We start from the raw sequence: 23,256 nt of genomic DNA on the forward strand, positions 1-23,256 counted from the left end.
GGAGTTGTCCACAACCCCTCTGCGCGGCGCGCGGAGGTTACTCGGTCTGGCTCGTCTCCGGCCAGGTCGAGATGGCGCTCATGGGGGCCGTCACATCACGGCTGTGCGGGCCGAAGTTCACGGCATACGGCCGGCCGCGGGCGAAGTCGAGGTGCAGACGGCCCTCGGCCTCGTCATACAGCCGGCCCAGGAGCCGGTCATACTCTCGGGTGAATCCCTCCGAGCCTCCGGGCAGCGGCGTGATCTCGCCGAGCATCACCCCGTCGGGCACCTGATAGAGGTCGGCCCGCACGAACGGGACGGGCACCGCGGCGGAGAGCACCCGCGCCACATCGACCATGTGCGCCAGGTCCTTGGGCACCGCGATGTCCGGATCGTACTGGTGCTTCTGACGGACCTGCCCGAGGTCGGCGCCCTCGGCGTCCAGGAAGCGGAAGGACAGCGAGCTGATCTTTGCGTGCTCGGTGACCCGGCGGAGCATGACGAGAGCGACCTCGCCGTAGAAGGCGTAGATCTTGATGTCGTCGGGCAGGACCGCACCGGTGCCCGGCAGCACCTCCTCGACGAAGAAGGGGGCGCGCACGTTCGCGGTCGTCGCGTAGTGCTCGACGATCTCCTCGGAGGAGATCTCCCGCTCTGAGTCCAGGAACGCGAAGGTGTCGCCCTGCCGGCGCAGCGGCAGGACGCCCTTGCTGTTGTAGCCCCGGTTGCTCTTGATCACGAACCGCTCGGGCAGGTCCTCCCACGGGACGTCTGCGACGCTGGCCCACGAGCCGATGACCCTGGGGGTGGCCACGCCGTAGCTACGGGCCAACTCATAGTTGTGCAGCTTCTCGAGAAGCCGCCGGCGCGGGATCTCGGCCTGCCGGTCGGCGGGTGCTGTGAACCGGCCGACCCTGGCCTGCTCCATGATCCGCACGTGCCAGGACGGTTCCTTCGGTGAGTACTTCGGCGCGGGCTGACCGGGGCGCTGGGCGACGGCCTCACGGAGCTCGCGCGCCTCCTCCTCAAGGCGTCCCACCTCGCTGCGCAACGCCTGATTACGGTCGCGCAACTCCAACAGCCGGGCGTCCCTCCAGGCGATCGGGGGCAGGCGTCGCACGCTCGCGCGCAGTCCCATGTCTCTCCTCCATCGTGCCTCGCGGACCATCTCCCGATCCGCAGGTGGCTGGCCTGATGATCCTAAGGTGCCCGCGAGGGGATTCGAGCGCTTCCGCTCAGCGCGCCGCCCCGAAACCGGCGGTATCGATGGGCGCGCTCAGGTCACGGCTGTGCGGGCCGAAGACCATCGCGTGTGGCCGGCCACGCGCGAAGTCGAGGTTGAGCCGGGACTCGGCCTCGTCATACAACCTGCCCAGCAGACGGTCGTGCTCGACCGTGTAGGTCTCCGACGAACCCGGCAGGAAGGTCAGCTCGCCGAGCACCATGCCGTCCGGGACCTGATACAGGTCCACCCGGAGACACGGCACGGGCACCGCCGTGGAGAGCACCCGCGACACCTCGACCATCTGTCCAAGGTCCCGCGGCACCTCGATGCCTGGGTCGTGCCGGAGTCTCTCCTTGACCTGACCACGGTCCGTGCCTTCGGCGTCCAGGAACCGGTAGGAGAAGGAGGCTAGGTCAGCGTGCTTGGCGACCCGCCGGACCATCACGTCGGCCACCTCGCCGTAGAAGGCGAAGATCTTGATGTCGTCGGGCAGCACCGCGCCGGTGCCGGGGAGCAGCTCCTCCACGAAATAGGGACCGGTCACGTGCCGGGCCTGCCGGAAGCGGCTGACGATCTCGTCGACGCTGAGCTCGTCCTCGGAGTCGATCAGCCGGAACCGGTCCCCGTGCCGGCGCAGCGGCAGCACGCCGGTGCCGCTGTAGCCGCGGTCGCTCTTGACCACGAAGCTCTCGGGCAGCTCCTGCCAGGCCACCTCCTCGATCCGCGGCCAGGATCCGATCACCCGCGGGGTGGGGACGCCGTAGCTGCGGGCGAGCTCGTAGTTGTGCAGCTTCTCCTCCAGCCGGAACCGGGGATACTCCCGCTCGGTGTCCCTCCGGGCGGTGTAGCGCCCGACGCGGGTCTGCTCCGCGACACGCGTGTGCCAGGACGGCTCCCTCGGCGTGTACTTGGGATCGCGCAGTATGGCCTGCGCCCGGTCGCGCTCCCCGACCACCGTGGCAAGCTGGAGCTGGGCGCGCTTCAGCTCCAGGGCGAGGTCCCGACTGTCGCGCGACGCGCCATCCTGGAGCTCACGCAGCTGGCTGCGAAGGCTCCGCTCGCTCTGGCGCAGCTCCGCGAGACGGGCGTCCCGCCAGGCGATGGGCGGCAGTCGTCGGAACTGTCGGCGCAGCCCCATGTCCCTCCTCGGGTCGTTCGTCCCCACGCCCGGAGCGGGGCCGGGTCGGCTGACTGGCGAGCGTAACAAGTCCGGCGCAGCAGTCTCCCCCGGGCTAGGGTCGGAGCCATGCCCGAGTCTGCCGAGCACCGCAGCCGTGAGCACGACCGCGATCGGGAGGTGTCCTACTCCCGGCCGATGCGGACACCGATGCCGGGCCTCATCCATGAGATCGGGGACCTCGAGACGCTGGAGACCCTTCTCGAGGCCGGCGCGTCGCTGCAGGGCTCACGGTTGCAGGGTCTGGACCTGACGCAGGTCGAGGACGATCTGCTGGCCCGCGACGATCTGACCGGTCTCGTGGTCCTGGGCGGCGTGCTGACCCCTGCGCTCGACCGTCACTTGCGCACCGGGGGTGCCGTCATCTTCCCGGCCGATCCCGCAGCACCCGTGCGGCCCTATCGGGGCACGCTCTACACCGCGGCCGAGCTGTACGACGGGTTGGCCGAGCACGGCTACGAGCAGACCACGGACGCACGCGCCTATGCCTGGCTGCAGGACTCGACGATCCGCCACGACGCCTACGTCACGGTGCTCCGCGCGATCCACGACGACGCGATGACCGATGCCCTCGTGGACGCGGTCTCCGAGCGCCGGGTGGTCGGGGTGATGGGTGGGCACGCGCTGGCCCGCGGGACGGTGCCGTTCGCCGAGGCGGCGCACCTCGGCTTCGTCCTGGCGGAGGCCGGGTATGTCGTGGCGACCGGGGGTGGGCCAGGAGCCATGGAAGCCGCGAACCTGGGCGCGTGGTGCCGTGAGGAGGCTCAGCTCGCGCCTGCCCTGGCATCCCTCGGCACGGTGCCGCACTTTGCCGACGGGATCGGGCCGTGGGCCCAGGCCGCGATGGACGTGGTGATGCAGGCCCACGGGACGCTGCCGGCGCCCCGCCCGCTGCGGAGTCTGGGCATCCCGACCTGGCACTACGGCCACGAGCCGCCGAACGCCTTCGGCGACCTGATCGCCAAGTTCTTCAGCAACGCGCTCCGCGAGGACCTGCTGCTGCACCACAGCACCGAGGGACTGGTGGTGCTGCCGGGCGCGGCAGGGACCGTGCAGGAGGTCTTCCAGATGGCGACGCGGCAGTACTACGAGGTGGACGGCCGAGTGCCTCCCGTCGTGCTGGTCGGTCGGGAGCACTGGACCGACCATCTGCCGGTCTTCCCCCTGCTCCGGGCCCTGGCCGAGGGTCGCACCATGGCCGAGCGGGTGCACCTCGTCGACACCGTGGACGAGGCGGCGGCGGTGCTCCTCGGCTGACCGCCATTGCGCACCCGGGTGGGCGCGGAGCGCAACGCCGTCCTCGGCGGGGTGTGGAAGCGCAGCCGCCGCGCGCTCGGTCGACGCGGGCCGGGTCAGACGGTCGCGGCGAGCTGCCCGCACGCCCCGTCGATCTCGGAGCCCCGGGTGTCCCGGACCGTCGTCGGGATCCCGTGGGCGAGCAGCCGCTCGACGAACTGCTGCTCCACGCCGGGGCGTGAGGCCGTCCACTTCGAGCCGGGCGTCGGGTTGAGCGGGATCGGGTTGACGTGCACCCACCCGCGGCCCCTGGCGTTGAGCTTCTCCCCCAGCAGGTCCGCACGCCAGGCGTGGTCGTTGATGTCCCGGATCAGTGCGTACTCGATGCTGACCCGGCGGCCGGTCGTCTGGTAGTAGCGGAAGGCTGCGTCGAGCGCCTCGTCCACCTTCCAGCGGGTGTTGATCGGGACCAGCTCGTCACGCAGCTCGTCATCGGGCGCGTGCAACGACAGCGCCAGGGTGACCGGGATGCCCTCCCGGGCCAGCTTGTCGATCGCGGGCACCAGGCCGACGGTCGACATCGTGACGCCGCGCGCTGACATGCCCAGCCCCTCGGGCGAGGGGTCCACCAGCCGACGGATCGCGTCGACAGCCTTGCGGTAGTTGGCCAGCGCCTCGCCCATGCCCATGAAGACGACGTTGCTGACCCGCAGGGCCTCCTGGGTGGACCCGGCTCCGTCGTTGCCCCCCGCCAGGTCCCCGTGACGCAGGTAACGCGCCGCCGCCACCACCTGCTCGACGATCTCGGCCGTCGACAGGTTGCGCGTCAGCCCGGCCTGGCCGGTCGCGCAGAACGGGCAGTTCATCCCGCACCCGGCCTGGCTCGAGATGCACATCGTCACCCGACCGGGGTACCGCATCAGCACCGACTCGACCATCGCACCATCGTGCAGCCGGTGGACCTGCTTGACCGTCGCCCCGTCGTCGGTCGTCAGGGTGCGGACCGGCGTGAACAGCGTCGGCAGCACACTCGTGACGAACTCGGCGCGTCCCTCGGCGGGCAGGTCGGTCATCTGCTCCGGGTCGGCGACCAGGCGCTCGAAGTAGTGCCGGGAGAGCTGGTCGGCCCGGAACGGCTTGTGCCCGAGCTCGGCGAGCCAGGCACGCCGGCCGGCCATGTCGAGGTCGGCCAGGTGCGTCGGCGCCTTGCCGCGCCGCGGGGCGCTGAAGGTCAGCGTGCCAGGTGCCGGACGGGTGCTGGGCGTGGGCAGTTCGGTGGTCATCGCCCCCCAGTCTCCCAGCCCGGGCGCCGAAAGCCCACTTCGTGACGGTCAGGTCCGCCGGGCCAGCGGCACCAGCGTGAGCGAGACCAGGCCGAGTATGCCGTAGACCGCGGCGGCGTAGACGGCGCGGTCGGCCGGTGCCGCCATGATCCAGGCGAGGGCGGAGGCGGTGAGCGTCCCGGCCAGCGCGGTGGCGATCACCTCGGCCATCACGAGGGCCTGGGCCGCCTGGCTGGTGCCGATCCCGTCGGGCACCACCGGGGTGTCCAGTCCGCGGTTGAGGGTGTCCACGTAGCACAGCCCCATACCAACACCGCTGAGCGTCCACCCGGCGACGAGCAACGTCCAGGCCCCTGGGACACCGGGGAGGACGGCCGCCGCCATCAGGGCGGTGCCGCCGGCCAGCACCAGCGCGCCCAGCGTCACCCGGTTGACGTACCCGCCGGTGGTGCGGGCGGGCCACCGCCCGCAGATCATCCCGAGCACGGCCCAGCCGACCCCGCCGGCACCGAGCAGGACGGCCAGGGAGCCGGCGTCTCGGCCCAGCAGGTCGTGGGCGGTGATTGCCACGACGGCGTGGGCCCCGAAGTAGGCACCGCACAGCACCCCGATGAGCAGGATCAGCCGGCGCCGACCTCGCGCCAGGGTTAGGGTGCCCGTGGGCAGGATCCGGGTGGCCGCGGCCAGGACCACGACCACTCCCACGCCGGCCACCAGATTGCGCCCCCAGGTGGTCCCCGCGAGGGAGACCGCCGTGATCCCGGCGGCCAGCAGCGCCGCGGGCACCAGGGCCAGCCGCTCCCGGTCCCCCTGCTCGGCGCGATCCATCTCACGCAGCCGCAGGATGACCACGGCCCGCGCTGCCAGGAAGAGTGGCAGGTAGGCGACCAGCGCCCACCGCCAGCCGATCACGGCACTGGCCCACCCGGCATACACCGGCCCGACCAGGGAGGCGACCAGCCAGACGAGCGCGTAGCCCGCCAGGGTCATCCGTCGCCACGCCGGGGGCAGTGCGGTCGCCAGGGCCGACAGCGAGACGGTCATTAGGGCACCCGCGGCCAGTGCCGCCAGCACCCGCCCCGCGAGGAAGATCGTGAAGTCGGGAGCCACGGCGCTGATGGCACCCCCGAGCACGACGACGGGGGTGAGCCAGGCCAGCATCCGGGCTGCGGGCCAGCGCGACAACAGGGCGGCACCCAGCGGCATGGTCAGGAACATCGCGGCCTGGGTCACGGCCACCAGCAGTCCGTAGCCCTCCCGGGCGTCCAGGTCCTGCGCCATCAGCGGGGTGATCGTCGCCGTCAGGTAGGACTGGCAGGCCGCCACCAGCTCGACGAGCAGCAGTGCCACGGCCAGGACCGCGGCGGAGCGCTCGTGCGTGGACCGCGCTGTCGTCGTCGGCACGGGTACTGTCATGCCGCAATGCTAGCAAACTACTCGTGCGCAGTCGCTCGTCCCGCCCTCACCGAAACCCCTCGGGCTAGGCCACGGGGACGAGCACCCCCAGCAGCAGCCAGAGCAGCGGTGCGGTGATGAGCAAGGAGTCGAGCCGGTCCATCACGCCACCGTGGCCGGGCAGCAGGTTGCCCATGTCCTTGATGCCCAGGTCGCGCTTGATCGTGGACTCGGCGAGGTCGCCGACCGTGGCGAAGACCGCCACCGGGAGCCCGAGCAGGGCCCCGGCCCACCAGTGCCCACCGAGCAGCAGCGGGACGCTGATCGCGCCGGCCACCACGCTGAACAGGACCGATCCCCCAAACCCCTCCCACGACTTCTTCGGGCTGATCGAGGGCGCCATGGGGTGCTTGCCCTTCAGCACACCCATCGCGTAGCCGCCGGTGTCACTCATCGTGGTCACCAGGGCGAAGACGATGATCCGCTGACCACCGTCGGGCGCGGCGATCATCAGGGCGGCGAACGCAGCCAGCAGCGGGACGTAGGTGACGATCAGAACGCCGCCCGCGATGTCGCGGATCGCTCGCTCCGGCCCCTCGACCGCCCGCCACAGCAGGATCGCCAGGCAGACCAGGCCGTAGCCGAGGATCAGCATCGAGCTGCCATAGGCGTAGGCGACGGGCACGAGCGCGGCGCCGGCGATCACCGGCACCACGGGGACGTTGAATCGCCCGGCCCGCAGCGCGGTGACCATCTCCAGGGAGGCCAGCACGATGGCGACGGTCACCAGCGCGACGAACGACGGAGCCCACAGGAGCGCGGTCGCGATGACTGCACCGCCCAGGACCACCCCCACGCCGATGGCCGCGGGGAGGTTGCGGCCGGCCCGCGACGGCTTCTTTGCCGGGGGCGGCGCACCGGATCGCTGCAGCGCCCGGTAGGCGCGGCGCGACGAGGCCTCCATGTCCCTCCTCGGGGTGCGGGGTCTCGCTCAGACCTCCAGTAGCTCGGCTTCCTTGAGCTTCAGCGCCTCATCGATCTGGTCGACGAACTTCTTGGTGAGCCCCTCGATCTCCTTCTCGGACCGGGTGCCCTCGTCCTCGCCGATGTCGCCGTCCTTGACCGCCCTGGCGACGGTGTCCATGGTCGCCCGGCGGATGTTGCGCACGGAGACCTTGGCGTCCTCACCCTTGGTCCGGGCGAGCTTGATGTACTCCCGCCGCCGCTCCTCGGTGAGCTGCGGCATGACGATCCGGATCGCGTTGCCGTCGTTGCTGGGGTTGAGGCCCAGGTCGCCCTCCCGCAGGACCTTCTCGATGCTGGTCATCGCGCCCTTGTCGAACGGGGTGATCAGCACGGTGCGGGCGTCCTGGATGTGGAAGGACGCGAGCTGCTGCATCGGCGTCGGTGCGCCGTAGTAGTCGACGTTCAGCTTGCTGAACATGCTCGGGTGCGCCCGGCCGGTCCGGATCGAGGCCAGGTCGTCGCGGGCAACCTCGAGGGCCTTGCCCATCTTGTCCTCGGCCTCCATGACGGCCATCTCGATCATCTCGGACATCTGCGTGGTGCTCCTTCGTCGTGCGCCGGGGGGCGCGTGGCTGATCTCGTCTGGGCGGTCGGCGCCGTCAGCCGGCGGTGACCAGTGTTCCGATCTTCTCACCACGCAGGGCACGGGTGATGCTGTCCTCGCCGCCCATGCCGAAAACGAGCATGTCGAGGCCGTTCTCCATGCAGAGGCTGAAGGCTGCCGCATCCACGACCTTGAGGTTGCTGGTCAGCGCCTGGCTGTAGGTCAGTGTGTCGAGCTTGACCGCGTCAGGATCGGTGCGCGGGTCCGCGGTGTAGACGCCGTCCACACCGTGCTTGCTCATGAGCACCACGTCGCAGTGGATCTCCAGCGCCCGCTGCGCCGAGACGGTGTCCGTGGAGAAGTACGGCATCCCCGCGCCGGCGCCGAAGATCACCACGCGGCCCTTCTCCATGTGACGGATGGCGCGGCGCGGGATGTAGGGCTCGGCGACCTGGCCCATCGCGATCGCCGTCTGCACGCGGGTCGGCACGCCCTCCTTCTCCAGGAAGTCCTGCAGAGCCAGGCAGTTCATCACGGTGCCGAGCATGCCCATGTAGTCGGCGCGCGCCCGGTCCATGCCCCGCTGCTGCAGCTGGGCACCGCGGAAGAAGTTGCCACCACCGATGACGCAGGCGATCTGCACGCCCTCGCGGGCAGCGCGGGCGATCTGGTGGGCGATCCCCCGGACGACGTCGGGGTCGAGGCCGACGCTGCCCCCGCCGAACGCCTCGCCGGACAGCTTGAGCAGCACGCGTCGAGCCGGATCGGCCCCCTCGGGCGCGGTCACCGCCAGCGGCTCGGGGTCGGTCGACGGGAGCACTTCGTGGGTGGTGGTCAGGCTGTCTGGCACGAAGCCTCCTGCAGTTCCGGCGATGTCTGCGGTCGCTCGATCCTGCCACATCCGGGCGGGCACGGCCCATTCCGCCGCATCGACCGGCATCCGTGACAGGTGACCTCTGGACAGCAGTATGCCGTGAGGCCGGCTCCCGGAAGGGGAACCGGCCTCACGGCATACGAACCGCAGGGTGTGCTCAGACGCCGACCTTGAAGCGGGCGAAGGAGGTGACCTCCGCACCGCCCTCCGTGGCGACCTGCGCGACGGACTTCTTGGGGTCCTTGGCGAACGGCTGGTCCAGCAGCACGTTCTCCTTGAAGTAGCCGTTGACGCGACCCTCGACGATCTTGGGCAGCGCCTGCTCCGGCTTGCCCTCCTCCCGAGCGGTCTCCTCGGCGATGCGGCGCTCGTTGGCGACGGTCTCCTCGGCGACGTCCTCACGGGTCAGCACGGTCGGGCTGAAGGCCGCGACGTGCATCGCGATGTCGCGGGCGACCTGGGCGTCGCCGCCCTCGGTGGCCACCAGGACACCGATCTGCGCGGGCAGGTCGGGGCTGGTCTTGTGCAGGTAGGACACGACCTGGGCGCCCTCGAGACGGGCGACACGACGGATCTCGATCTTCTCGCCGATGGTGGCGTTGGCCTCGTCCAGGACGGCCTGGACGGTCTGGCCGTCCAGGTCGCTGGCCAGCAGCGCCTCGGCGTCGGCCGCGCCGGTGGCGACGGCCTGGGCCAGCACCCGCTCGGCCAGCTCGCCGAACTTCTCGCCCTTGGCGACGAAGTCGGTCTCGCAGTTGATCTCGACCAGGGTGCCGACGTTGCCGTCGACGTGAGCGGCGACCAAGCCGTTGGAGGCCGACCGGCCCTCACGCTTGGTGACGCCCTTCAGGCCCTTGACCCGCAGGATCTCGGTCGCCTTGGTGGTGTCGCCCTCGGCCTCGTCCAGGGCCTTCTTGACGTCCATCATGCCGGCGCCCGTCGCCTCGCGCAGGGCCTTGATGTCAGCGGCGGTGTAGTTCGCCATGGATCGGGTTCGCTCCTTCGTCAGGGAACTTCGGTGGATGTTCTGGGTATGCCGGGTGCTCAGGCCTGCTCGGCCGGCGCGGCCTGGTCCTCGGTCGACTCGGCGGCCGGAGTCTCGGCGGGGGTCTCGGTGACAGCCTCGGCCGGAGCCTCGGCGGGGGCCGCAGCCGGAGCCTCGGTCGCAGCCTCGGCGGGCGCCTCGGTCGCAGCCGCTGCCGGTGCCTCGGTCGCCTCGGTGCCGGCGAGGAGCTCGCGCTCCCACTCGGCCATCGGCTCAGCCTCGCCAGCGCCCTCCTCGGAGGAGCCGCCACCGGCACGGGCCATCAGGCCGTCGGCGACGGCGTCGGCGACCACGCGGGTCAGCAGGGTGACCGAGCGGATGGCGTCGTCGTTGCCCGGGACCTTGTAGTCGACCTCATCCGGGTCGCAGTTCGTGTCCAGGATCGCGATGACCGGGACGCCGAGCTTGCGCGCCTCGGTGACGGCCAGGTGCTCCTTCTTGGTGTCGACGACCCAGACCGCGGAGGGGACCTTGCCCATGTCGCGGATGCCGCCGAGCGCGCGCTCGAGCTTCTCGTGCTCGCGGCGCATCATCAGGAGCTCCTTCTTCGTGTGACCGGAACCGGCCACGTTGTCGAAGTCGATCTCCTCAAGCTCCTTGAGGCGGCTCAGCCGCTTGGAGACGGTCTGGAAGTTGGTGAGCATGCCGCCCAGCCAGCGGTGGTTCACGTAGGGCATGCCGACGCGGGTGGCCTGCTCGGCGATGGCCTCCTGGGCCTGCTTCTTGGTGCCGACGAACAGGATGGTGCCGCCGTGCGCGACGGTCTGCTTGACGAAGTCGTAGGCCTCGTTGAGGTAGGTCAGCGACTGCTGCAGGTCGATGATGTAGATGCCGTTGCGCTCGGTCATGATGAAGCGCTTCATCTTGGGGTTCCAACGACGGGTCTGGTGCCCGAAGTGGACGCCGCTCTCCAGGAGCTGGCGCATGGTGACGACGGCCATGCCGTGGTCTCGCTTTCTTCTAGGGTGCAGTTAGGTCCTGGCACGGGCGACGACCTCCACCCGGCCCCCGTTGAGGGGACGGGACCGCGGAGGTGCGTCCCGGCATACCTGGCCGTCGACCGAGAGGTCGGGGTGGTCCGCCGGTGGGCTCGTGCGCGAATTCGCGCGGCGCACCCGGCTCCGGGCACACCACACGTGCTGACCATCTTACGGCTACCGTGCAGGACATGCGAAATCCACTCGTCACGCGGATGACCGGCTTCGGGACCACCATCTTCGCCGAGATGACGCAGGCCGCCCTGCGCTATGACGCGGTGAACCTGGGGCAGGGCTTCCCGGACACCGACGGGCCGCAGGAACTGCTCGACATCGCGCGGGAGGCGATCGACTCCGGGCTCAACCAGTATCCGCCCGCCATCGGCCTGCCCGTGCTGCGCGGGGCGGTGGCGGAGCACCAGCGGCGGTTCTACGGGATGGACGTCGACCCCGACACCGAGGTGCTGGTCACCGTAGGTGCGACCGAGGCGATCGCGGCGGCGATCCTGGCGCTGGTCGAGCCGGGTGAGGAGGTGGTGACCTTCGAGCCGTTCTACGACTCGTATGCAGCCTCGATCGCGCTGGCCGGCGGGGTCCGCCGCACGGTGCCGCTGCACTTCCCGGACCTGGCGGTCGACGAGGCCGCTCTCCGCGCCGCGTTCGGGCCAAGGACCCGGGCGGTCCTGCTCAACACGCCGCACAACCCGACCGGCAAGGTGTTCACCCGGGCTGAGCTGGAGCTGGTGGCCGAGCTGGCCCAGGAGCACGACGCGGTGGTCGTCTCCGACGAGGTCTACGAGCACCTCACCTTCGACGGCACCGCGCACATCCCGATCGCCACGCTGCCGGGCATGGCCGAGCGGACCCTGACGATCAGCTCCGGCGGCAAGACGTTCTCACTGACCGGCTGGAAGGTGGGCTGGGTCCACGGCCCGGCCGAGCTGGTGGGCGCCGTGCGCGCGGTGAAGCAGTTCCTGACCTTCGTCGGCTCCGGTCCGTTCCAGCCGGCGATCGCCCACGGGTTGGGTCTGCCCGAGGAGTTCTTCACCGGGTTCGCGGCCGAGATGCAGGGCAAACGGGACATCCTGGTCGAGGCGCTGACCGGTGCGGGACTGCCGGTGATGCCCTGTCAGGGCACCTACTTCGTCATCGCGGACGCCGCTCCCCTGGGCGTCACCGACGCCGTCGAGTTCTGCCGTCGGATGCCGGAGGAGGTGGGTGTCGTGGGGGTGCCGGTCTCGGCCTTCTGTGACGACGTCGAGCCGGTGGCATCGCTCGTGCGCTTCGCCTTCTGCAAGCAGGAGGACGTGCTGCGCGAAGGGGCGCGGCGCCTCGCCGGCCTGCGCACACGATGACGAGATGGACGCGGTGACCGTCCTGGGGATCCCCGTGGCCTGCGACGACATCGAGCGCTGGCTGGGCTTCTATGCACCCGGGCGGCAGTCCTTCCGCACAAGAGGCCTGCCGGCTTCGGTTGTCGACTCGCTCCCGGACACCAGCTCCGAGTCCGTGACCGACGAGTTGAGGGACACCTTCTTCATGTATGGCGCAGGCCCCTGGGCATGGCTCTCCGAGGACGAGTTCGCCGAGCTCGAACCTGACGCCCGGGCGGCCCTGGTCACAGAGCGACGTGACCGCGTCCGTCCCAAGCCCGCCCCTGCCTGGCCCACGGACCCGATGATCGTCCCCAAGCTGGTCCGGTGGGTCGAAGCAGGCACCAGACCCAGCCTCCACGAGCTCGCGCGCGAGCAGCTGGGGCGTGCCTCGAGAGGGTCGCTGCCACGGGCTGGCGAGCTGGCCGGCAGGTTCCCCTCCGGGTCCGGCCCCAACTGCTTCGGCACCGTCATGGCGGCCGCGGGCGAGCCGGTGGAGAAGGACTGGGTTCAGCTCGACCAGTTTCAGCTCTGGCTCGACGCCCACACCACCCCCGCTGCGTCCCGCGACGATCCGCGGGACGCGGGCCAGGTCCTGGTGTGGCGCCATGACGGGGAGCTGGCTCACGCGGCTGTCACGATCGGTGAGGGGTGGGTTCTGCAGAAAGCATCCCAGTCCTGGTCGAGCCCGGTCGGGGTGTGGCTCACGGAAGAGGTCATCAACCAGTGGCGGACCCCCGGGGTGCGGCTGTCACGTCACAGGCTCGCGTGACACACCACGGCTGCGTCCCGCGAGCTCGACTGGTGGCCGTGCCGGAGGGGACCCTGGTCCGGTGCTCAGGTCAGGCGCGGGGGTGCGCCTGCCGGTAGGCGGCGCGCAGCCGGTCGACGGACACATGCGTGTAGATCTGAGTGGTGGCCAGGCTGGAGTGACCAAGGAGTTCCTGCACGGTCCGCAAGTCGGCGCCGCCCTCGAGCAGGTGGGTGGCCGCGCTGTGCCGGAGCCCGTGCGGACCGAGGTCCGCGGCGGCAGGCAGGTGCGACAGGAGATCATGGACGACCGTGCGCACCTGTCGTTGGTCGACGCGCTTGCCGCGACGCCCGAGGAAGAGTGCCGGCCCCGACTCGGCGGTCGCCAGGAGCGGTCTCCCCTGTCCCAACCACACCTCGAGTGACTCGGCCGCCGGGGCGCCGAACGGCACGGTGCGCTCCTTGGCGCCCTTGCCGAGCACCCTGGCGACCCGACCCGCCAGGTCCACGTCGTCAACGTCCAGCCCGGTGAGCTCACCCACCCGCATGCCGCTGGCGTAGAGCAGTTCGAGGATGGCCCGGTTGCGGAGGTGGATCGGGTCGGCGTCGTCGGCCCCCACCGCGGCGATATCCATCAGCTGGTCGGCCTCGGCCTGCTTGAGCACTCCGGGCAGGGAACGGCCTTTGCGCGGGGCACCCAGCCGCAGTGCGGGGTCAGTCTCGATCCTGCCCGTGCGTTTGGCCCACCGCAGGAAGGTCCGGGCGGCAGCCGATCGTCGGGCGATGGTCGAGGGCGCCGCTCCTGCAGCGGCCTGCTCTCCCAGCCAGGCACGCAGGTCGGCCAGCGTGATGTCCGCCAGGCTCGAGACCCCGGCGCCCGCGAGCGCATCGGCCATCGCGGTGATGTCGCCCACGTAGGCCCGGACCGTGTGCTCAGACCGGTTGCGCTCGGCCGCGAGGTGACGCCGGAACGACTCGAGCACGTCACCGGGCACGACCTGCGCCCGACTGGGCACGGCTCCCTCCGCGTGCTCGGCTGGCTGCTCCACCCCACTACGGTGCCACGCCACCGACGCCCACTCGGGGCGGCGCGCTGATCCGGGGCTCGGTTGAGGTAGGCGCGCTGATCACCGGGTTCGGCGGGGCCGCCTCTGAACCGGGGCTCGGGGCAAGACCCTGATCACCGGGGTTCGAGACACGCCGCCGGATGCCCAGTTCGCAGCGCAGCTATTCACTCCCCGTGCGGGAGGAGAGTGAGCTGCCACGACAGGAGGAACAACAACGGGTCGAGATAGTCCTCACCGCGCACCGCGCCCAGGTGCAGGCAGGCCCGGATCAGGCAGTGGCTGCCCCAGACGCCCAACAGGCCGAGTTGGTCACCGGCACGCACCTGCTCGCCCTCGTCGACCCGGTCGGTCACCGGTTGGTAGGTGCTCCGGACCCCGTCCGGGTGGGTGACCGAGACGATGCCCACCCCGGCGATGCTGCCGCTGTAGGTCACGGTGCCGTCGGCCACGGCGAGGACCGGCGAGTAGGTCTGCCCGACCAGGTCGATCCCGCGGTGTCCCGGGAGCCACCGCTCCTCGGGAGGATCGAAGGGCCGCACCACCTCAGGGCGTCCAGGGAGTGGCCACTGCCAACGCGCGCGGGGCTGAGGCTGCGCCGTCACGGTCGAGACTCCCTCCGCCAGTACAGACGCGACGGCAGTAAGGACCGCAGCGTCGTCGTCACGCTCGTCCTTCAGGGGCGCGCCCTCGCGGCTATCGGTGCGCAGCGACGGGGACCCAACCGGGACGGATGTCACCGGCCTCTGCCCGACCAGGTCGGATGTCACCGGCCTCTGCCCGACCAGGCCGGGTGCGACGATCGCGTGTCCGGCCTGGCCCGGAGTGACCATCACCTGCCCGCCCAGACCGGTCAGGGTCGTGAGCAGGGCGAGTAGACCAGCGCAGACCGCGCGCATCAGACCCTCCCCCAGCCGTCGAGCCGCAGCTCGGCCAGGCCCCGCCCCTGGAGCTCTCCCAGGGCGCCGAGCACCTCGGCAGCGGCCAACCCCGCCTGGACGGTGATCTCCTCGACCGTCTTGGAGCGGAACGGCGCGAGGGTCGACCACACGCGCAGCGGCAGGTCGTCCAGCTGGTCCTGCACCCGCTCCGGCCCGCGTTTGGCGGGGGCCAGGTCATCTCCTCCGATGTCGCCCAGCAGGTCGACCACCTCGGCGGCATCCGTCACGAGGACGGCACCCTCCTCCCGGACAGCCCGGTGACACCCGGCAGAGACCATCGAGGTCACCGGTCCGGGGACGACCGCCACCGGCCGGCCGATCGCCGCCGCCGCTCGGAGCGTGTTCAGGGAGCCAGAGCGCAGGCCCGCCTCGACGACCACCGTGCCCGTCGCGAGCGCGGCGATGATCCGGTTGCGGGCCAGGAACCGCGGCCGGGTCGGCGCCGACCCTGGCGGCACCTCGGTCAGCACACCGCCCGCGCGCGACACGGCAGCGATCAGGTCGGCGTGGGCGGCGGGATAGACCCGGTCCACGCCGCACGCGAGCACCGCGACGGTCGGCGCCTCGACCGAGAGCGCCCCGCGGTGGGCGGCCGCGTCGATCCCGAACGCTGCCCCGGAGACCACGGTGAACCCGCGGGCCCCGGTGCCGGCTCCGATCTCCGCGGCGACGTGGTTGCCGTAGGCCGTGCTCGTCCGCGCCCCCACGACAGCGACGCTGCGAGACGGCACCGCGGCAAGATCGACAGGTCCGCGCACCCACAGACACCACGGGGGGACCGCCAGGTCGTCCAACGCGGTCGGCCACTCGGGATCGCCGGGCAGGAGCTGGCGGGCCCCCAGGCGCTCGCAGATCTCCCGGTCGCGGTCGAGGTGCAGATCCTTCAGGCGGGCCGTGAAGCGGTCGACGACCTTGCCGTTCGGTGCGGTGCCGCCGCGCGCCGCGATGTGGAAGGCGTCGTGGAACCCGAACCGCTCGATGAGGGCGACCGCCACCGAGTCGGCGGGCTCGGAGAGCCGTGCCCAGGCCAGCCGTGCGCTGGCTTCGTCGGTGACTCCGTAGTTCATGCCGACACCTCCGAACTGGTGCGCAGCGCCAGGGCCCGCCACAGGTGCTGGGCGCCAGGCCGCTCGGCCCCGGCCAGATCGGCGAGGGTCCAGGCCACGCGCACACACCGGTCGTATCCGCGCAGGGTCAGCTCTCCGCGGTCCATCGCGGTCTCCAGCGGGGCGGTGACCTGCCTCGGCAGGCGCCACGCATCGCTGCGCAGGAGGCTGCCGGGCACCTCCGCGTTGACCACCCACGGTGTCCCCGACCACCGCGAGCGCTGACGCTCGCGGGCCGCCCGCACCCGCTCGGCCACCTCCACGGTCGGCTCGCCGGGCGGTCCGGCCAGGGCGCTGCGGTTGACGGGGAACAGGCTCACCCGCACGTCGATCCGGTCCAGCAGCGGGCCGCTCAGCTTGCCGAAGTAGGTGCGGCGGGCCAACGGCGTGCACTCGCACCGCTCACCCTTGCCGATCCCTTGCCCGCACGGGCACGGGTTGGCGGCGGCGACCAGCTGGAAGCGCGCGGGCAACCTGGTCTGCCGGTCGGCGCGGGCGATGACGACCTCACCGCTCTCCAACGGCTGTCGCAGCCCGTCGAGGACGTCTCGTCGAAACTCTGGGGTCTCGTCCAGGAAGAGCACGCCGCGGTGGGCGCGCGAGACCGCGCCCGGACGAACCCTGGTGCTGCCGCCGCCGATGACGGCGGCCATGGACGCTCCGTGGTGCGGCGCCACGAACGGGGCACGGTCCACCAGTGACCGGGTGTCATCGAGCGCTCCCAGGACGGAGTGCACCGCGGTGACCTCGAGCGCCTCGGTGCGCTCCAGGGGCGGCAGCAGGCCGGGGAGCCGCTCGGCGAGCATCGTCTTCCCGGCGCCTGGCGCACCCACCATGAGCATGTGGTGACGCCCGGCCGCCGCGACCTCCAGCGCCGCCCGTGCCTCCGGTTGTCCCACCACATCCTGCAGGTCCGGCACCGGGTCCCCGGGCGGGACGGGCTCGGGCAGGGTCAGGGCGGCGGGTGCGGCACCCCGGTGGACGGCCAGGTGAAGCTCGATGAGCTCACGCAGGGAGGCCACCCCGTAGACCCGGATGCCGGGCACCAGAGACGCCTCCTCCGCGTTGGCCCGTGGCACGATCACGGTGCCCATCCCCGCGGCGGCAGCGGCAGCCACCATCGGCAGCACGCCCGTGACCGGCCGCACGGCCCCGTCCAGCCCCAGCTCCCCGATGTGCACCACCGACTCCGCGACACGAGGGGGCAGCACCTTCGTCACGACCAGCTGGGCGACGGCAATGCCGACGTCGAACCCGCTGCCCGTCTTGGGCAGCCACGCCGGGGTCAGATTGATCGTCCACCGCCGCTGCGGGATGGTCAGCCCGCAGTCCTCCACAGCAGCCCGGATCCGGTTGGGAGCCCGGGAGCAGGCGGCGTCAGGCAGACCGCTCATCGTCATCGCCGGCAGTCCCTGCGCCATGTGCGCCTCGACCTGCACCAGGTGCCCCTCGACCCCGCTCAGCGCCACCGCGTAGGTGGACCCCAGCCCCATCAGGCCACGCCCTGCAGGTGCTCGATCTGCGCCGGACCACTGGCCGGGCGCAGCACCCCGATCACATCGACGCGCAGGTCCGGAGAGCGCAGCGCGTGCTCCCGCAGCCAGCTGACCGCGAGCTGGCGCAGCCTGGCGGCCTTGACCGGCGTGACCGCCTCCACCGGTGACCCGAAGGCCGTGCTGCGCCGCGTCTTCACCTCGCAGAAGACCAGGCAGGCCCCGTCCCGGGCCACGATGTCGAGCTCACCCTGATCACACCGCCAGTTGCGGTCCAGGACCTCGTAGCCGAGCCCGGTGAGGTACTCGCAGGCCAGCCGTTCGCCATACTCCCCGATCGCACTCGCGACCCGGTGGGACATCCCCATCTCCACCACCTCCGCGACCCACCATCGGGGTCAGCGGCCGTGACCGGGCAGCGCTCGTCAGGACCTGTGGGTGACGAGGTACCCCCGGGGGGTAGCTGTGGACCGCGGCAAGGTCAGTCTCGGTCGAGCTTGGTCAGGTCGAGGTCGCTCTTGGCCAGCTCCTCGACATTGACATCCTTGAAGGTGATGACCCGCACCTTCTTGACAAAGCGCGCCGGTCGGTAGACGTCCCACACCCAGGCGTCGTTCATCGTCACCTCGAACCAGGTCTCCCCGCCCCCGGTGCGCACCTGGACGTCCACCTCGTTGGCCAGGTAGAAGCGCCGCTCGGTCTCCACGACGTGGCTGAACAGGCTCACCACGTCGCGGTACTCGCGGTAGAGCTGCAGCTCCATGTCGGTCTCGTACTTCTCGAGGTCCTCGGCGCTCATGCTCGGTTCATCTCCCTCGCCTCGGGCGGGATGATGTCATCCCGCAGGGTGTTGCCGGTGATGTTCCAGCTCCGGCGGTGGTGGACGCACGGGCCCAGGGTGCGCAGGGCCTCCTGGTGCTCGGGCGCCGCATAGCCCTTGTTCAGCTCCCACGAGTATGCCGGGTGCTCGGGGGCGAGCTGGATCATGTGGGCGTCGCGGGTCACCTTGGCCAGGACGCTGGCCGCCGCCACGGACGAGCAGGTCATGTCGGCCTTGATCAGGGTGCGGACCGGGACCTGCGGCGGCGCGGACGGGTCGACCAGGGCCAGGAGCCCCTCCCGCGCGGGGTCGGAGAGCCAGTCGTGGTTGCCGTCGAGGACGACCAGGTCGGGCAGGACCGCGACCTGGGCCAGGGCACGCTGCCCCGCCAGTCGCAGCGCCGCCATGATGCCGATCGCGTCGATCTCCTCCGGCCAGGCGTGGCCGACCCCCCACCCCAGGGCCCACCGCTGGATCCGGGGCACGAGCCTTTCGCGCGCCTGCTGGGTGAGCAGCTTGGAGTCCTTGACGCCCTGCGGGGCCGTGCGGCAGGTCTCGTCGATCGCGACGACTCCGACCGACACCGGACCGGCCAGGGCGCCGCGCCCCACCTCGTCCATCCCGATCAGGACCCGGTGCCCCTCGCGGAACAGCGATCGCTCCAGCCGCAGGCTCGGTCGGGTGCTCCGCGGCGGTGTCCGCCGAGGACTCCCGGTCCGCGCAGCCGGGGTCACGGCGACTCCTCGTCGGGCACCGACCCGAAGACGTCGCCTGGGTTGGTGAACACCTCGAAGCGGTCCAGCGGCCACACCAGGGCGAACGCCTGGCCCACGACCCGGTCCGCCGGGATGGAGCCGGCCGTGCCCGAGCCGTCGTCGTGGGCGCGGGAGTCGCGGGAGTAGGACCGGTGGTCGCCCATCATCCAGTAGTGGTCCTCCGGCACGACGATGTCGAAGTTCTCCAGGCTCGGCTCGTCGCCGGCGTACAGGTAGGTCTCCTCCAGCGGCTCCCCGTTGACCGTGATGCGCATGTTGTCATCGCAGCACACCACGTGGTCCCCGCCCACCCCGATGACGCGCTTGATCAGGTGGTTGCTCTCTCCCTCGGGCGCCACGCCGACGAACTTGGCGACGCTCAGCAGCGTCTCCATGACCGGCCCACGGTCGCTCTCCGGCCCGTGCGGCAGCCAGCCGCCCGGGTCCTCGAAGACGATGATGTCGCCGCGCTCCACGGACATCGGGCCGGCCTGGATCTTGCTGACCAGCACCCGGTCGCCGTAGACGAGGGTCGACTCCATCGACCCGGACGGGATCCAGAACGCCTGCACGAGGAAGGTCTTGATCAGGAAGGAGATCACCAGGGCGGTGACACCGATGAGCAGCACCTCGCGGACGAAGTGCACCACGGGGTGCCGCTGCTTGGCGGACCTGCGCGCACGCACGGCCGTGGCCCCGGCTGGCTGCCCGGTCGCCTGCTCGCGCGCGGCCTGGCGGGCGGCGGTGCGCTCGCCGACCGACTCCTCGTCCACCGGGCTGCCCGGATCGGTCGGGGTGTCCCCCACGCGGTCCCAGTCGGGTCGCGGGTCTTGCGTCACAGGTGTTCCTTCTCTGCCGGGTGGGTCCTGCCGCTGGTGAGCGCAGTGCGGGCTCTCGCTCGCACCCTAGTACGCGGGGCTGGGCGCTCTGGTTCCCACACGCGGCGGGTGACCGGCACAGGCCCAGGTGAGTTCCGTCATACGAAAGCCGCCCCGGGCCGATGGGCTCGGGGCGGCTGCGGAGAGTATGCCGGGACGCGCCTCAGGCGGTCGGGGTCGTCTCGCGCTTCTCGCGGATCTTGGCGGCCTTGCCGCGCAGGTCGCGCAGGTAGTAGAGCTTGGCGCGACGGACGTCACCGCGGGTGACGACCTCGACCTTCTCGACGTTCGGGGAGTGCACCGGGAAGGTGCGCTCGACGCCGACGCCGAAGCTGATCTTGCGGACGGTGTAGGTCTCGCCGATGCCACCACCGTGGCGGCGGATGACCACGCCCTGGAAGATCTGGACACGGCTGCGCGTGCCCTCGATGACCTTCACGTGGACCTTGATGGTGTCGCCGGCGCGGAAGTCGGGGATGTCGTCGCGCAGGCTGCCTGCGTCCAGGTCGTCGAGCTTGTGCATGGTGCGTCGCTTTCTCGTCGGTGCCACAGGTCACCCACGGCGGTGTGCCGTCCTGGGTGGACGGTCGTGGTCAAGGGGTGTGTCTGCCCGTCCTGACCGCACTCTTCCCCCTGTGGCAGGGGCGCGGTGTCGCCGTCCGGGCGGACGCAGGGATCAAGTTTGCCACACCGGGACCCTCTCGAGCCAATCGACGGGGACGCGCGGGGAGACCCGGCCCCACGGCATACGAACCGTCAGTCGGAGAGCAGGTCCGGGCGACGCGCCGCGGTGCGCTGGAGGCGCTGCTCGTGACGCCACTCGGCAATCGCCCCGTGGTTGCCGGACAGCAGGATCTCGGGCACCTCGCGGCCGCGCCAGGTGGCTGGCTTGGTGTAGACGGGATACTCCAGCAGGCCGTCCTCGTGGGACTCCTCGACGAGTGACTGCTCGTTGCCGATCACGCCGGGGATGAGCCGGGCGATCGCCTCGACCATGGCCAGGACCGCGACCTCTCCCCCGTTGAGGACGTAGTCGCCGAGCGAGATCACCGAGACCGGCATCCGCGCGGCGGCCTCCTCGTAGACCCGCTCGTCGATCCCCTCATAGCGTCCGCAGGCGAAGGCCAGCCACGGCTCGGTGGCCAGGTCGCGGGCGGTCTGCTGGGTGAACGGGATGCCACCGGGGCCGGGGATGATCAGGTGCGGCACCTGGCCCTCAGCGCCGTTGCCGACCAACTCGTCGAGCGCCTCGCCCCACGGCTCGGGCTTCATCACCATGCCTGCGCCGCCGCCGTAGGGCGTGTCGTCCACGGTGCGGTGCCGGTCGTGGGCGTGCTCGCGCAGGTCGTGCACGTGCAGGTCGATCAGGCCGTCGCGCCGGGCCTTGCCGATGAGCGAGAGGTCCAGCGGCGCCAGGTAGTCCGGGAAGATCGTGATGACGTCCAGGCGCATGTCAGTCCCCCAGCTCCAGCAGGCCGGCCGGTGGGTCGATGGTGACTCTGCCGGTCTCGTCGTCGACCTCGGGCACGATCTCCTCCACGAAGGGCACGAGCAGTTCGCGTCCGTCGGCGCGGCGCACCTCGAGCAGGTCCTGGACCTCGCGAGTATGCAGTGCGCTCACCTCGCCCACGACGGTCCCGTCGGTGAGCACGACCGTGAGCCCGAGCAGGTCCTCCTCGCGCCAGGCATCGTCCTCCTCGGCCTCCTCCTCGTCGGCGAGCAGCAGCCTGGTGTTGCGCAGTGCCTCGGCCGCGGTGCGGTCGGTGATGCCCTCGAAGCCCAGCAGGTAGACCTGCTGGTGCACCCGCACCGTGCGCAGCGTCAACGGCCCGCGGTCGGGCTCGGTCGCGAACTCGGTGCCGACGGCAAAGCGCTCGTCCGGCGCGTCGGTGTGGACCTGGACGGTGACCTCACCGCGCAGGCCGTGCGGCTTGCCGATGCGGGCGACGACGAACATGCGGGCTCCTGTCCTGACGGTGTCACTCGATGGGGCTGGCCCGGCGGACCAACGGGTGAGAAACGAGACGGGAGGGGCATGACGGGCTGGTGCCGCGTCATACCCCTCCCGGGTCGTGCGTGGTCGGGCTCAGCGAGCCCGGTCGGTGTCGACGATGTCGACGCGGACCTTGTCGCCACCGGCCAGGGCACCCATGACGGTGCGCAGCGCGCTGGCGGTCCGGCCGCGGCGGCCGATCACCCGGCCGAGGTCCTCGGGGTGGACGCGCACCTCGAGGACCTCGCCGTGGCGGAGGTTCTTGGTGCGCACGGTCACGTCGCCGTCGTGGTCGACGATCCCCTTGACGAGGTGCTCCAGGGCCTCTTCGAGCATCCGGCTCAGCCCTCAGCCTTCTCGGCGTCGGCGGTCTCGGTGTCGGCGACGTCGGTGGCCTCAGCGACCTCGGTCGAGGGGCTCTCGGCGCCCTCGGCCTCGGCGGCGTTGCCGGCAGCGGGCGCCTCGGCGTCCGCGACAGCCTCGGCCGGGGACTCGGCGGCGACCTCAGCCTCGGCGGCGTCGGCTGCCTTCTCCTGGGCCTTCTTCTCGGCCTTGGCCTCGTCACTCTTGGAGGCGTCGGCCTTCTCCGCCTTGGCATCGGCCTTGGCGTCGGCCTTCTCCGCCTTGGCATCGGCCTTGGCGTCGGACTTCTTGGACCGCGCCGGCGTGTCGGCCGTGCTGGCCTCCTTGCCGTCGGCGGCGGCGAGCGCGGCCTCGTAGAGCGACTTCTTGTCCGGACGCGGCTCGGCGACCTTGAGGGTGCCCTCGGCGCCCTCCTCGCCCTTGAACTTCTGCCAGTCGCCGGTGACCTTCAACAGCGCGGCGACCTGCTCGGTCGGCTGGGCGCCGACGGACAGCCAGTACTGGGCACGATCGGAGTTGATCTCGATGACCGACGGCTCCTCGGAGGGCACGTAGCGACCGATCTCCTCGATCGCACGACCATCGCGCTTCTTGCGGCCGTCCATGACGACGACGCGGTAGAACGGTGCACGGATCTTGCCCATGCGCTTCAAGCGAATCTTGACAGCCACGAGTGGGGTGTCTCCTCATTCTTGGTCAGGGTGAGCAGCCGCTGGCCCACGTGGGGAAACACGCGCGGGGCGGACGCTCGGGAACACGCTGGAGTCGGAGAGAGGGGCCGACCCGCAGACGGGTACCGGCCTATTGTGCCAGATCCCGCGCCCCCCGACGAACCACGGCTACTCCACCCCAGCCACGCCCCACCTCCCACGCCGCACCCCCGCCACACGCCAGCCCCGCACCCCAGCCACGCCTGCCCCCGCACCATCACCACGCCCCCGCACCATCGCCACGAT

The 23,256-nt window shown here is 71.2% G+C and carries 23 protein-coding genes and 2 pseudogenes; 3 read left to right on the forward strand and 22 right to left on the reverse strand.

All coding sequences use genetic code 11. From position 1 onward, the window contains the following. Positions 1 to 37: 37 nt before the first annotated feature. Positions 38 to 1,120, reverse strand: coding sequence for an ATP-grasp fold amidoligase family protein (locus MWU75_RS03860; protein ID WP_247088301.1), 1,083 nt, complete (start codon positions 1,118 to 1,120; stop codon positions 38 to 40). Between the two features lie 97 nt (positions 1,121 to 1,217). Continuing rightward, on the reverse strand, positions 1,218 to 2,345 hold the full coding sequence (locus MWU75_RS03865; RefSeq protein ID WP_247088303.1) for an ATP-grasp fold amidoligase family protein: 1,128 nt from the start codon (positions 2,343 to 2,345) through the stop codon (positions 1,218 to 1,220). 108 nt (positions 2,346 to 2,453) lie between these two features. On the opposite strand from MWU75_RS03865, the gene MWU75_RS03870 reads away from it, so the two are divergent. Beyond that, positions 2,454 to 3,641 carry an LOG family protein gene (locus tag MWU75_RS03870; RefSeq protein ID WP_247088304.1) on the forward strand — a complete coding sequence of 396 codons (1,188 nt, stop codon included), beginning with the start codon at positions 2,454 to 2,456 and terminating at the stop codon, positions 3,639 to 3,641. A gap of 95 nt (positions 3,642 to 3,736) precedes the next feature. Here the strand turns inward: MWU75_RS03870 and rlmN are convergent, their stop codons facing one another. The 7 genes from rlmN to rpsB form a co-directional block, all read right to left on the reverse strand. Beyond that, positions 3,737 to 4,903 (reverse strand): 23S rRNA (adenine(2503)-C(2))-methyltransferase RlmN, encoded by a 1,167-nt coding sequence (gene rlmN, locus MWU75_RS03875; protein ID WP_247088306.1) that lies wholly within the window; start codon positions 4,901 to 4,903, stop codon positions 3,737 to 3,739. 48 nt (positions 4,904 to 4,951) lie between these two features. Then, positions 4,952 to 6,319, reverse strand: a complete 1,368-nt coding sequence (locus MWU75_RS03880) for an MFS transporter (RefSeq protein ID WP_247088308.1) — start codon at positions 6,317 to 6,319, stop codon at positions 4,952 to 4,954. Positions 6,320 to 6,383: 64 nt separating this feature from the next. Then, the gene (locus MWU75_RS03885) at positions 6,384 to 7,262 is read right to left on the reverse strand and encodes a phosphatidate cytidylyltransferase (RefSeq protein WP_247088310.1); all 879 of its coding nucleotides are present in this window, start codon (positions 7,260 to 7,262) and stop codon (positions 6,384 to 6,386) included. Positions 7,263 to 7,289: 27 nt separating this feature from the next. After that, positions 7,290 to 7,847: a ribosome recycling factor gene (gene frr / locus MWU75_RS03890; protein ID WP_247088854.1), complete on the reverse strand. Its 558-nt coding sequence runs from the start codon at positions 7,845 to 7,847 to the stop codon at positions 7,290 to 7,292. A gap of 76 nt (positions 7,848 to 7,923) precedes the next feature. Further along, entirely contained in the window at positions 7,924 to 8,655 is a 732-nt protein-coding gene (gene pyrH / locus MWU75_RS03895) for a UMP kinase (protein ID WP_247088855.1), read from the reverse strand. A 244-nt stretch (positions 8,656 to 8,899) separates the two neighbouring features. After that, positions 8,900 to 9,727 carry a translation elongation factor Ts gene (gene tsf, locus MWU75_RS03900; protein WP_247088312.1) on the reverse strand — a complete coding sequence of 276 codons (828 nt, stop codon included), beginning with the start codon at positions 9,725 to 9,727 and terminating at the stop codon, positions 8,900 to 8,902. A 59-nt stretch (positions 9,728 to 9,786) separates the two neighbouring features. Continuing rightward, the gene (gene rpsB, locus MWU75_RS03905) at positions 9,787 to 10,728 is read right to left on the reverse strand and encodes a 30S ribosomal protein S2 (protein WP_247088314.1); all 942 of its coding nucleotides are present in this window, start codon (positions 10,726 to 10,728) and stop codon (positions 9,787 to 9,789) included. Between the two features lie 227 nt (positions 10,729 to 10,955). Between rpsB and MWU75_RS03910 the strand changes: the two genes are divergently transcribed. Further along, on the forward strand, positions 10,956 to 12,119 hold the full coding sequence (locus tag MWU75_RS03910) for a pyridoxal phosphate-dependent aminotransferase (RefSeq protein WP_247088316.1): 1,164 nt from the start codon (positions 10,956 to 10,958) through the stop codon (positions 12,117 to 12,119). A gap of 4 nt (positions 12,120 to 12,123) precedes the next feature. After that, on the forward strand, positions 12,124 to 12,909 hold the full coding sequence (locus tag MWU75_RS03915) for a hypothetical protein (RefSeq protein ID WP_247088317.1): 786 nt from the start codon (positions 12,124 to 12,126) through the stop codon (positions 12,907 to 12,909). A gap of 70 nt (positions 12,910 to 12,979) precedes the next feature. Here the strand turns inward: MWU75_RS03915 and MWU75_RS03920 are convergent, their stop codons facing one another. From MWU75_RS03920 to rpsP, 13 genes and pseudogenes are all read right to left on the reverse strand, one after another. Then, positions 12,980 to 13,903 (reverse strand): tyrosine recombinase XerC, encoded by a 924-nt coding sequence (locus MWU75_RS03920; protein ID WP_247088856.1) that lies wholly within the window; start codon positions 13,901 to 13,903, stop codon positions 12,980 to 12,982. A 215-nt stretch (positions 13,904 to 14,118) separates the two neighbouring features. After that, positions 14,119 to 14,493, reverse strand: coding sequence for a M23 family metallopeptidase (locus tag MWU75_RS03925; RefSeq protein WP_247088319.1), 375 nt, complete (start codon positions 14,491 to 14,493; stop codon positions 14,119 to 14,121). A 356-nt stretch (positions 14,494 to 14,849) separates the two neighbouring features. After that, positions 14,850 to 15,959 carry a DNA-processing protein DprA gene (dprA, locus tag MWU75_RS03930; protein WP_247088321.1) on the reverse strand — a complete coding sequence of 370 codons (1,110 nt, stop codon included), beginning with the start codon at positions 15,957 to 15,959 and terminating at the stop codon, positions 14,850 to 14,852. Next, the gene (locus MWU75_RS03935; RefSeq protein WP_247088324.1) at positions 15,956 to 17,491 is read right to left on the reverse strand and encodes a YifB family Mg chelatase-like AAA ATPase; all 1,536 of its coding nucleotides are present in this window, start codon (positions 17,489 to 17,491) and stop codon (positions 15,956 to 15,958) included. Before MWU75_RS03935 ends, dprA begins: the two co-directional genes overlap by 4 nt. Continuing rightward, positions 17,491 to 17,859, reverse strand: coding sequence for a YraN family protein (locus MWU75_RS03940; protein ID WP_247088326.1), 369 nt, complete (start codon positions 17,857 to 17,859; stop codon positions 17,491 to 17,493). Before MWU75_RS03940 ends, MWU75_RS03935 begins: the two co-directional genes overlap by 1 nt. A gap of 113 nt (positions 17,860 to 17,972) precedes the next feature. Further along, positions 17,973 to 18,290 carry a DUF2469 domain-containing protein gene (locus tag MWU75_RS03945; RefSeq protein ID WP_247088328.1) on the reverse strand — a complete coding sequence of 106 codons (318 nt, stop codon included), beginning with the start codon at positions 18,288 to 18,290 and terminating at the stop codon, positions 17,973 to 17,975. After that, the gene (locus MWU75_RS03950) at positions 18,287 to 19,045 is read right to left on the reverse strand and encodes a ribonuclease HII (RefSeq protein WP_247088329.1); all 759 of its coding nucleotides are present in this window, start codon (positions 19,043 to 19,045) and stop codon (positions 18,287 to 18,289) included. Before MWU75_RS03950 ends, MWU75_RS03945 begins: the two co-directional genes overlap by 4 nt. After that, entirely contained in the window at positions 19,042 to 19,905 is an 864-nt protein-coding gene (gene lepB / locus MWU75_RS03955; protein ID WP_247088330.1) for a signal peptidase I, read from the reverse strand. Before lepB ends, MWU75_RS03950 begins: the two co-directional genes overlap by 4 nt. 202 nt (positions 19,906 to 20,107) lie before the next feature. Continuing rightward, positions 20,108 to 20,467, reverse strand: coding sequence for a 50S ribosomal protein L19 (rplS, locus tag MWU75_RS03960; RefSeq protein ID WP_247088331.1), 360 nt, complete (start codon positions 20,465 to 20,467; stop codon positions 20,108 to 20,110). Between the two features lie 242 nt (positions 20,468 to 20,709). Then, positions 20,710 to 21,396: pseudogene (gene trmD / locus MWU75_RS03965) on the reverse strand (tRNA (guanosine(37)-N1)-methyltransferase TrmD); the annotation flags it as partial. A gap of 1 nt (position 21,397) precedes the next feature. Further along, a complete protein-coding gene (gene rimM, locus MWU75_RS03970) occupies positions 21,398 to 21,901 on the reverse strand; it encodes a ribosome maturation factor RimM (RefSeq protein WP_247088332.1) in 504 nt (167 codons plus the stop codon). A gap of 129 nt (positions 21,902 to 22,030) precedes the next feature. Further along, positions 22,031 to 22,273, reverse strand: a complete 243-nt coding sequence (locus MWU75_RS03975) for an RNA-binding protein (RefSeq protein ID WP_247088333.1) — start codon at positions 22,271 to 22,273, stop codon at positions 22,031 to 22,033. Positions 22,274 to 22,440: 167 nt separating this feature from the next. Next, positions 22,441 to 22,971: pseudogene (rpsP, locus tag MWU75_RS03980) on the reverse strand (30S ribosomal protein S16); the annotation flags it as partial. Positions 22,972 to 23,256: the final 285 nt, after the last annotated feature.

The sequence above is a fragment of the Ornithinimicrobium sp. F0845 genome, assembly GCF_023015765.1.
Classification (GTDB): domain Bacteria; phylum Actinomycetota; class Actinomycetes; order Actinomycetales; family Dermatophilaceae; genus Ornithinicoccus.

Coding starts and splice junctions, on each gene's coding strand:
- MWU75_RS03975 (WP_247088333.1), bottom strand. CDS start 22,273: ATGCTCGAAGAGGCCCTGGAGCACCTCGTCAAGGGGATCGTCGACCAC.
- rlmN (WP_247088306.1), bottom strand. CDS start 4,903: ATGACCACCGAACTGCCCACGCCCAGCACCCGTCCGGCACCTGGCACG.
- rplS (WP_247088331.1), bottom strand. CDS start 20,467: ATGCACAAGCTCGACGACCTGGACGCAGGCAGCCTGCGCGACGACATC.
- rpsB (WP_247088314.1), bottom strand. CDS start 10,728: ATGGCCGTCGTCACCATGCGCCAGCTCCTGGAGAGCGGCGTCCACTTC.
- MWU75_RS03885 (WP_247088310.1), bottom strand. CDS start 7,262: ATGGAGGCCTCGTCGCGCCGCGCCTACCGGGCGCTGCAGCGATCCGGT.
- MWU75_RS03935 (WP_247088324.1), bottom strand. CDS start 17,491: ATGGGGCTGGGGTCCACCTACGCGGTGGCGCTGAGCGGGGTCGAGGGG.
- MWU75_RS03880 (WP_247088308.1), bottom strand. CDS start 6,319: ATGACAGTACCCGTGCCGACGACGACAGCGCGGTCCACGCACGAGCGC.
- MWU75_RS03860 (WP_247088301.1), bottom strand. CDS start 1,120: ATGGGACTGCGCGCGAGCGTGCGACGCCTGCCCCCGATCGCCTGGAGG.
- MWU75_RS03940 (WP_247088326.1), bottom strand. CDS start 17,859: ATGGGGATGTCCCACCGGGTCGCGAGTGCGATCGGGGAGTATGGCGAA.
- MWU75_RS03870 (WP_247088304.1), top strand. CDS start 2,454: ATGCCCGAGTCTGCCGAGCACCGCAGCCGTGAGCACGACCGCGATCGG.
- frr (WP_247088854.1), bottom strand. CDS start 7,847: ATGATCGAGATGGCCGTCATGGAGGCCGAGGACAAGATGGGCAAGGCC.
- rimM (WP_247088332.1), bottom strand. CDS start 21,901: ATGTTCGTCGTCGCCCGCATCGGCAAGCCGCACGGCCTGCGCGGTGAG.
- MWU75_RS03865 (WP_247088303.1), bottom strand. CDS start 2,345: ATGGGGCTGCGCCGACAGTTCCGACGACTGCCGCCCATCGCCTGGCGG.
- dprA (WP_247088321.1), bottom strand. CDS start 15,959: ATGAACTACGGAGTCACCGACGAAGCCAGCGCACGGCTGGCCTGGGCA.
- tsf (WP_247088312.1), bottom strand. CDS start 9,727: ATGGCGAACTACACCGCCGCTGACATCAAGGCCCTGCGCGAGGCGACG.
- MWU75_RS03915 (WP_247088317.1), top strand. CDS start 12,124: ATGGACGCGGTGACCGTCCTGGGGATCCCCGTGGCCTGCGACGACATC.
- MWU75_RS03910 (WP_247088316.1), top strand. CDS start 10,956: ATGCGAAATCCACTCGTCACGCGGATGACCGGCTTCGGGACCACCATC.
- MWU75_RS03945 (WP_247088328.1), bottom strand. CDS start 18,290: ATGAGCGCCGAGGACCTCGAGAAGTACGAGACCGACATGGAGCTGCAG.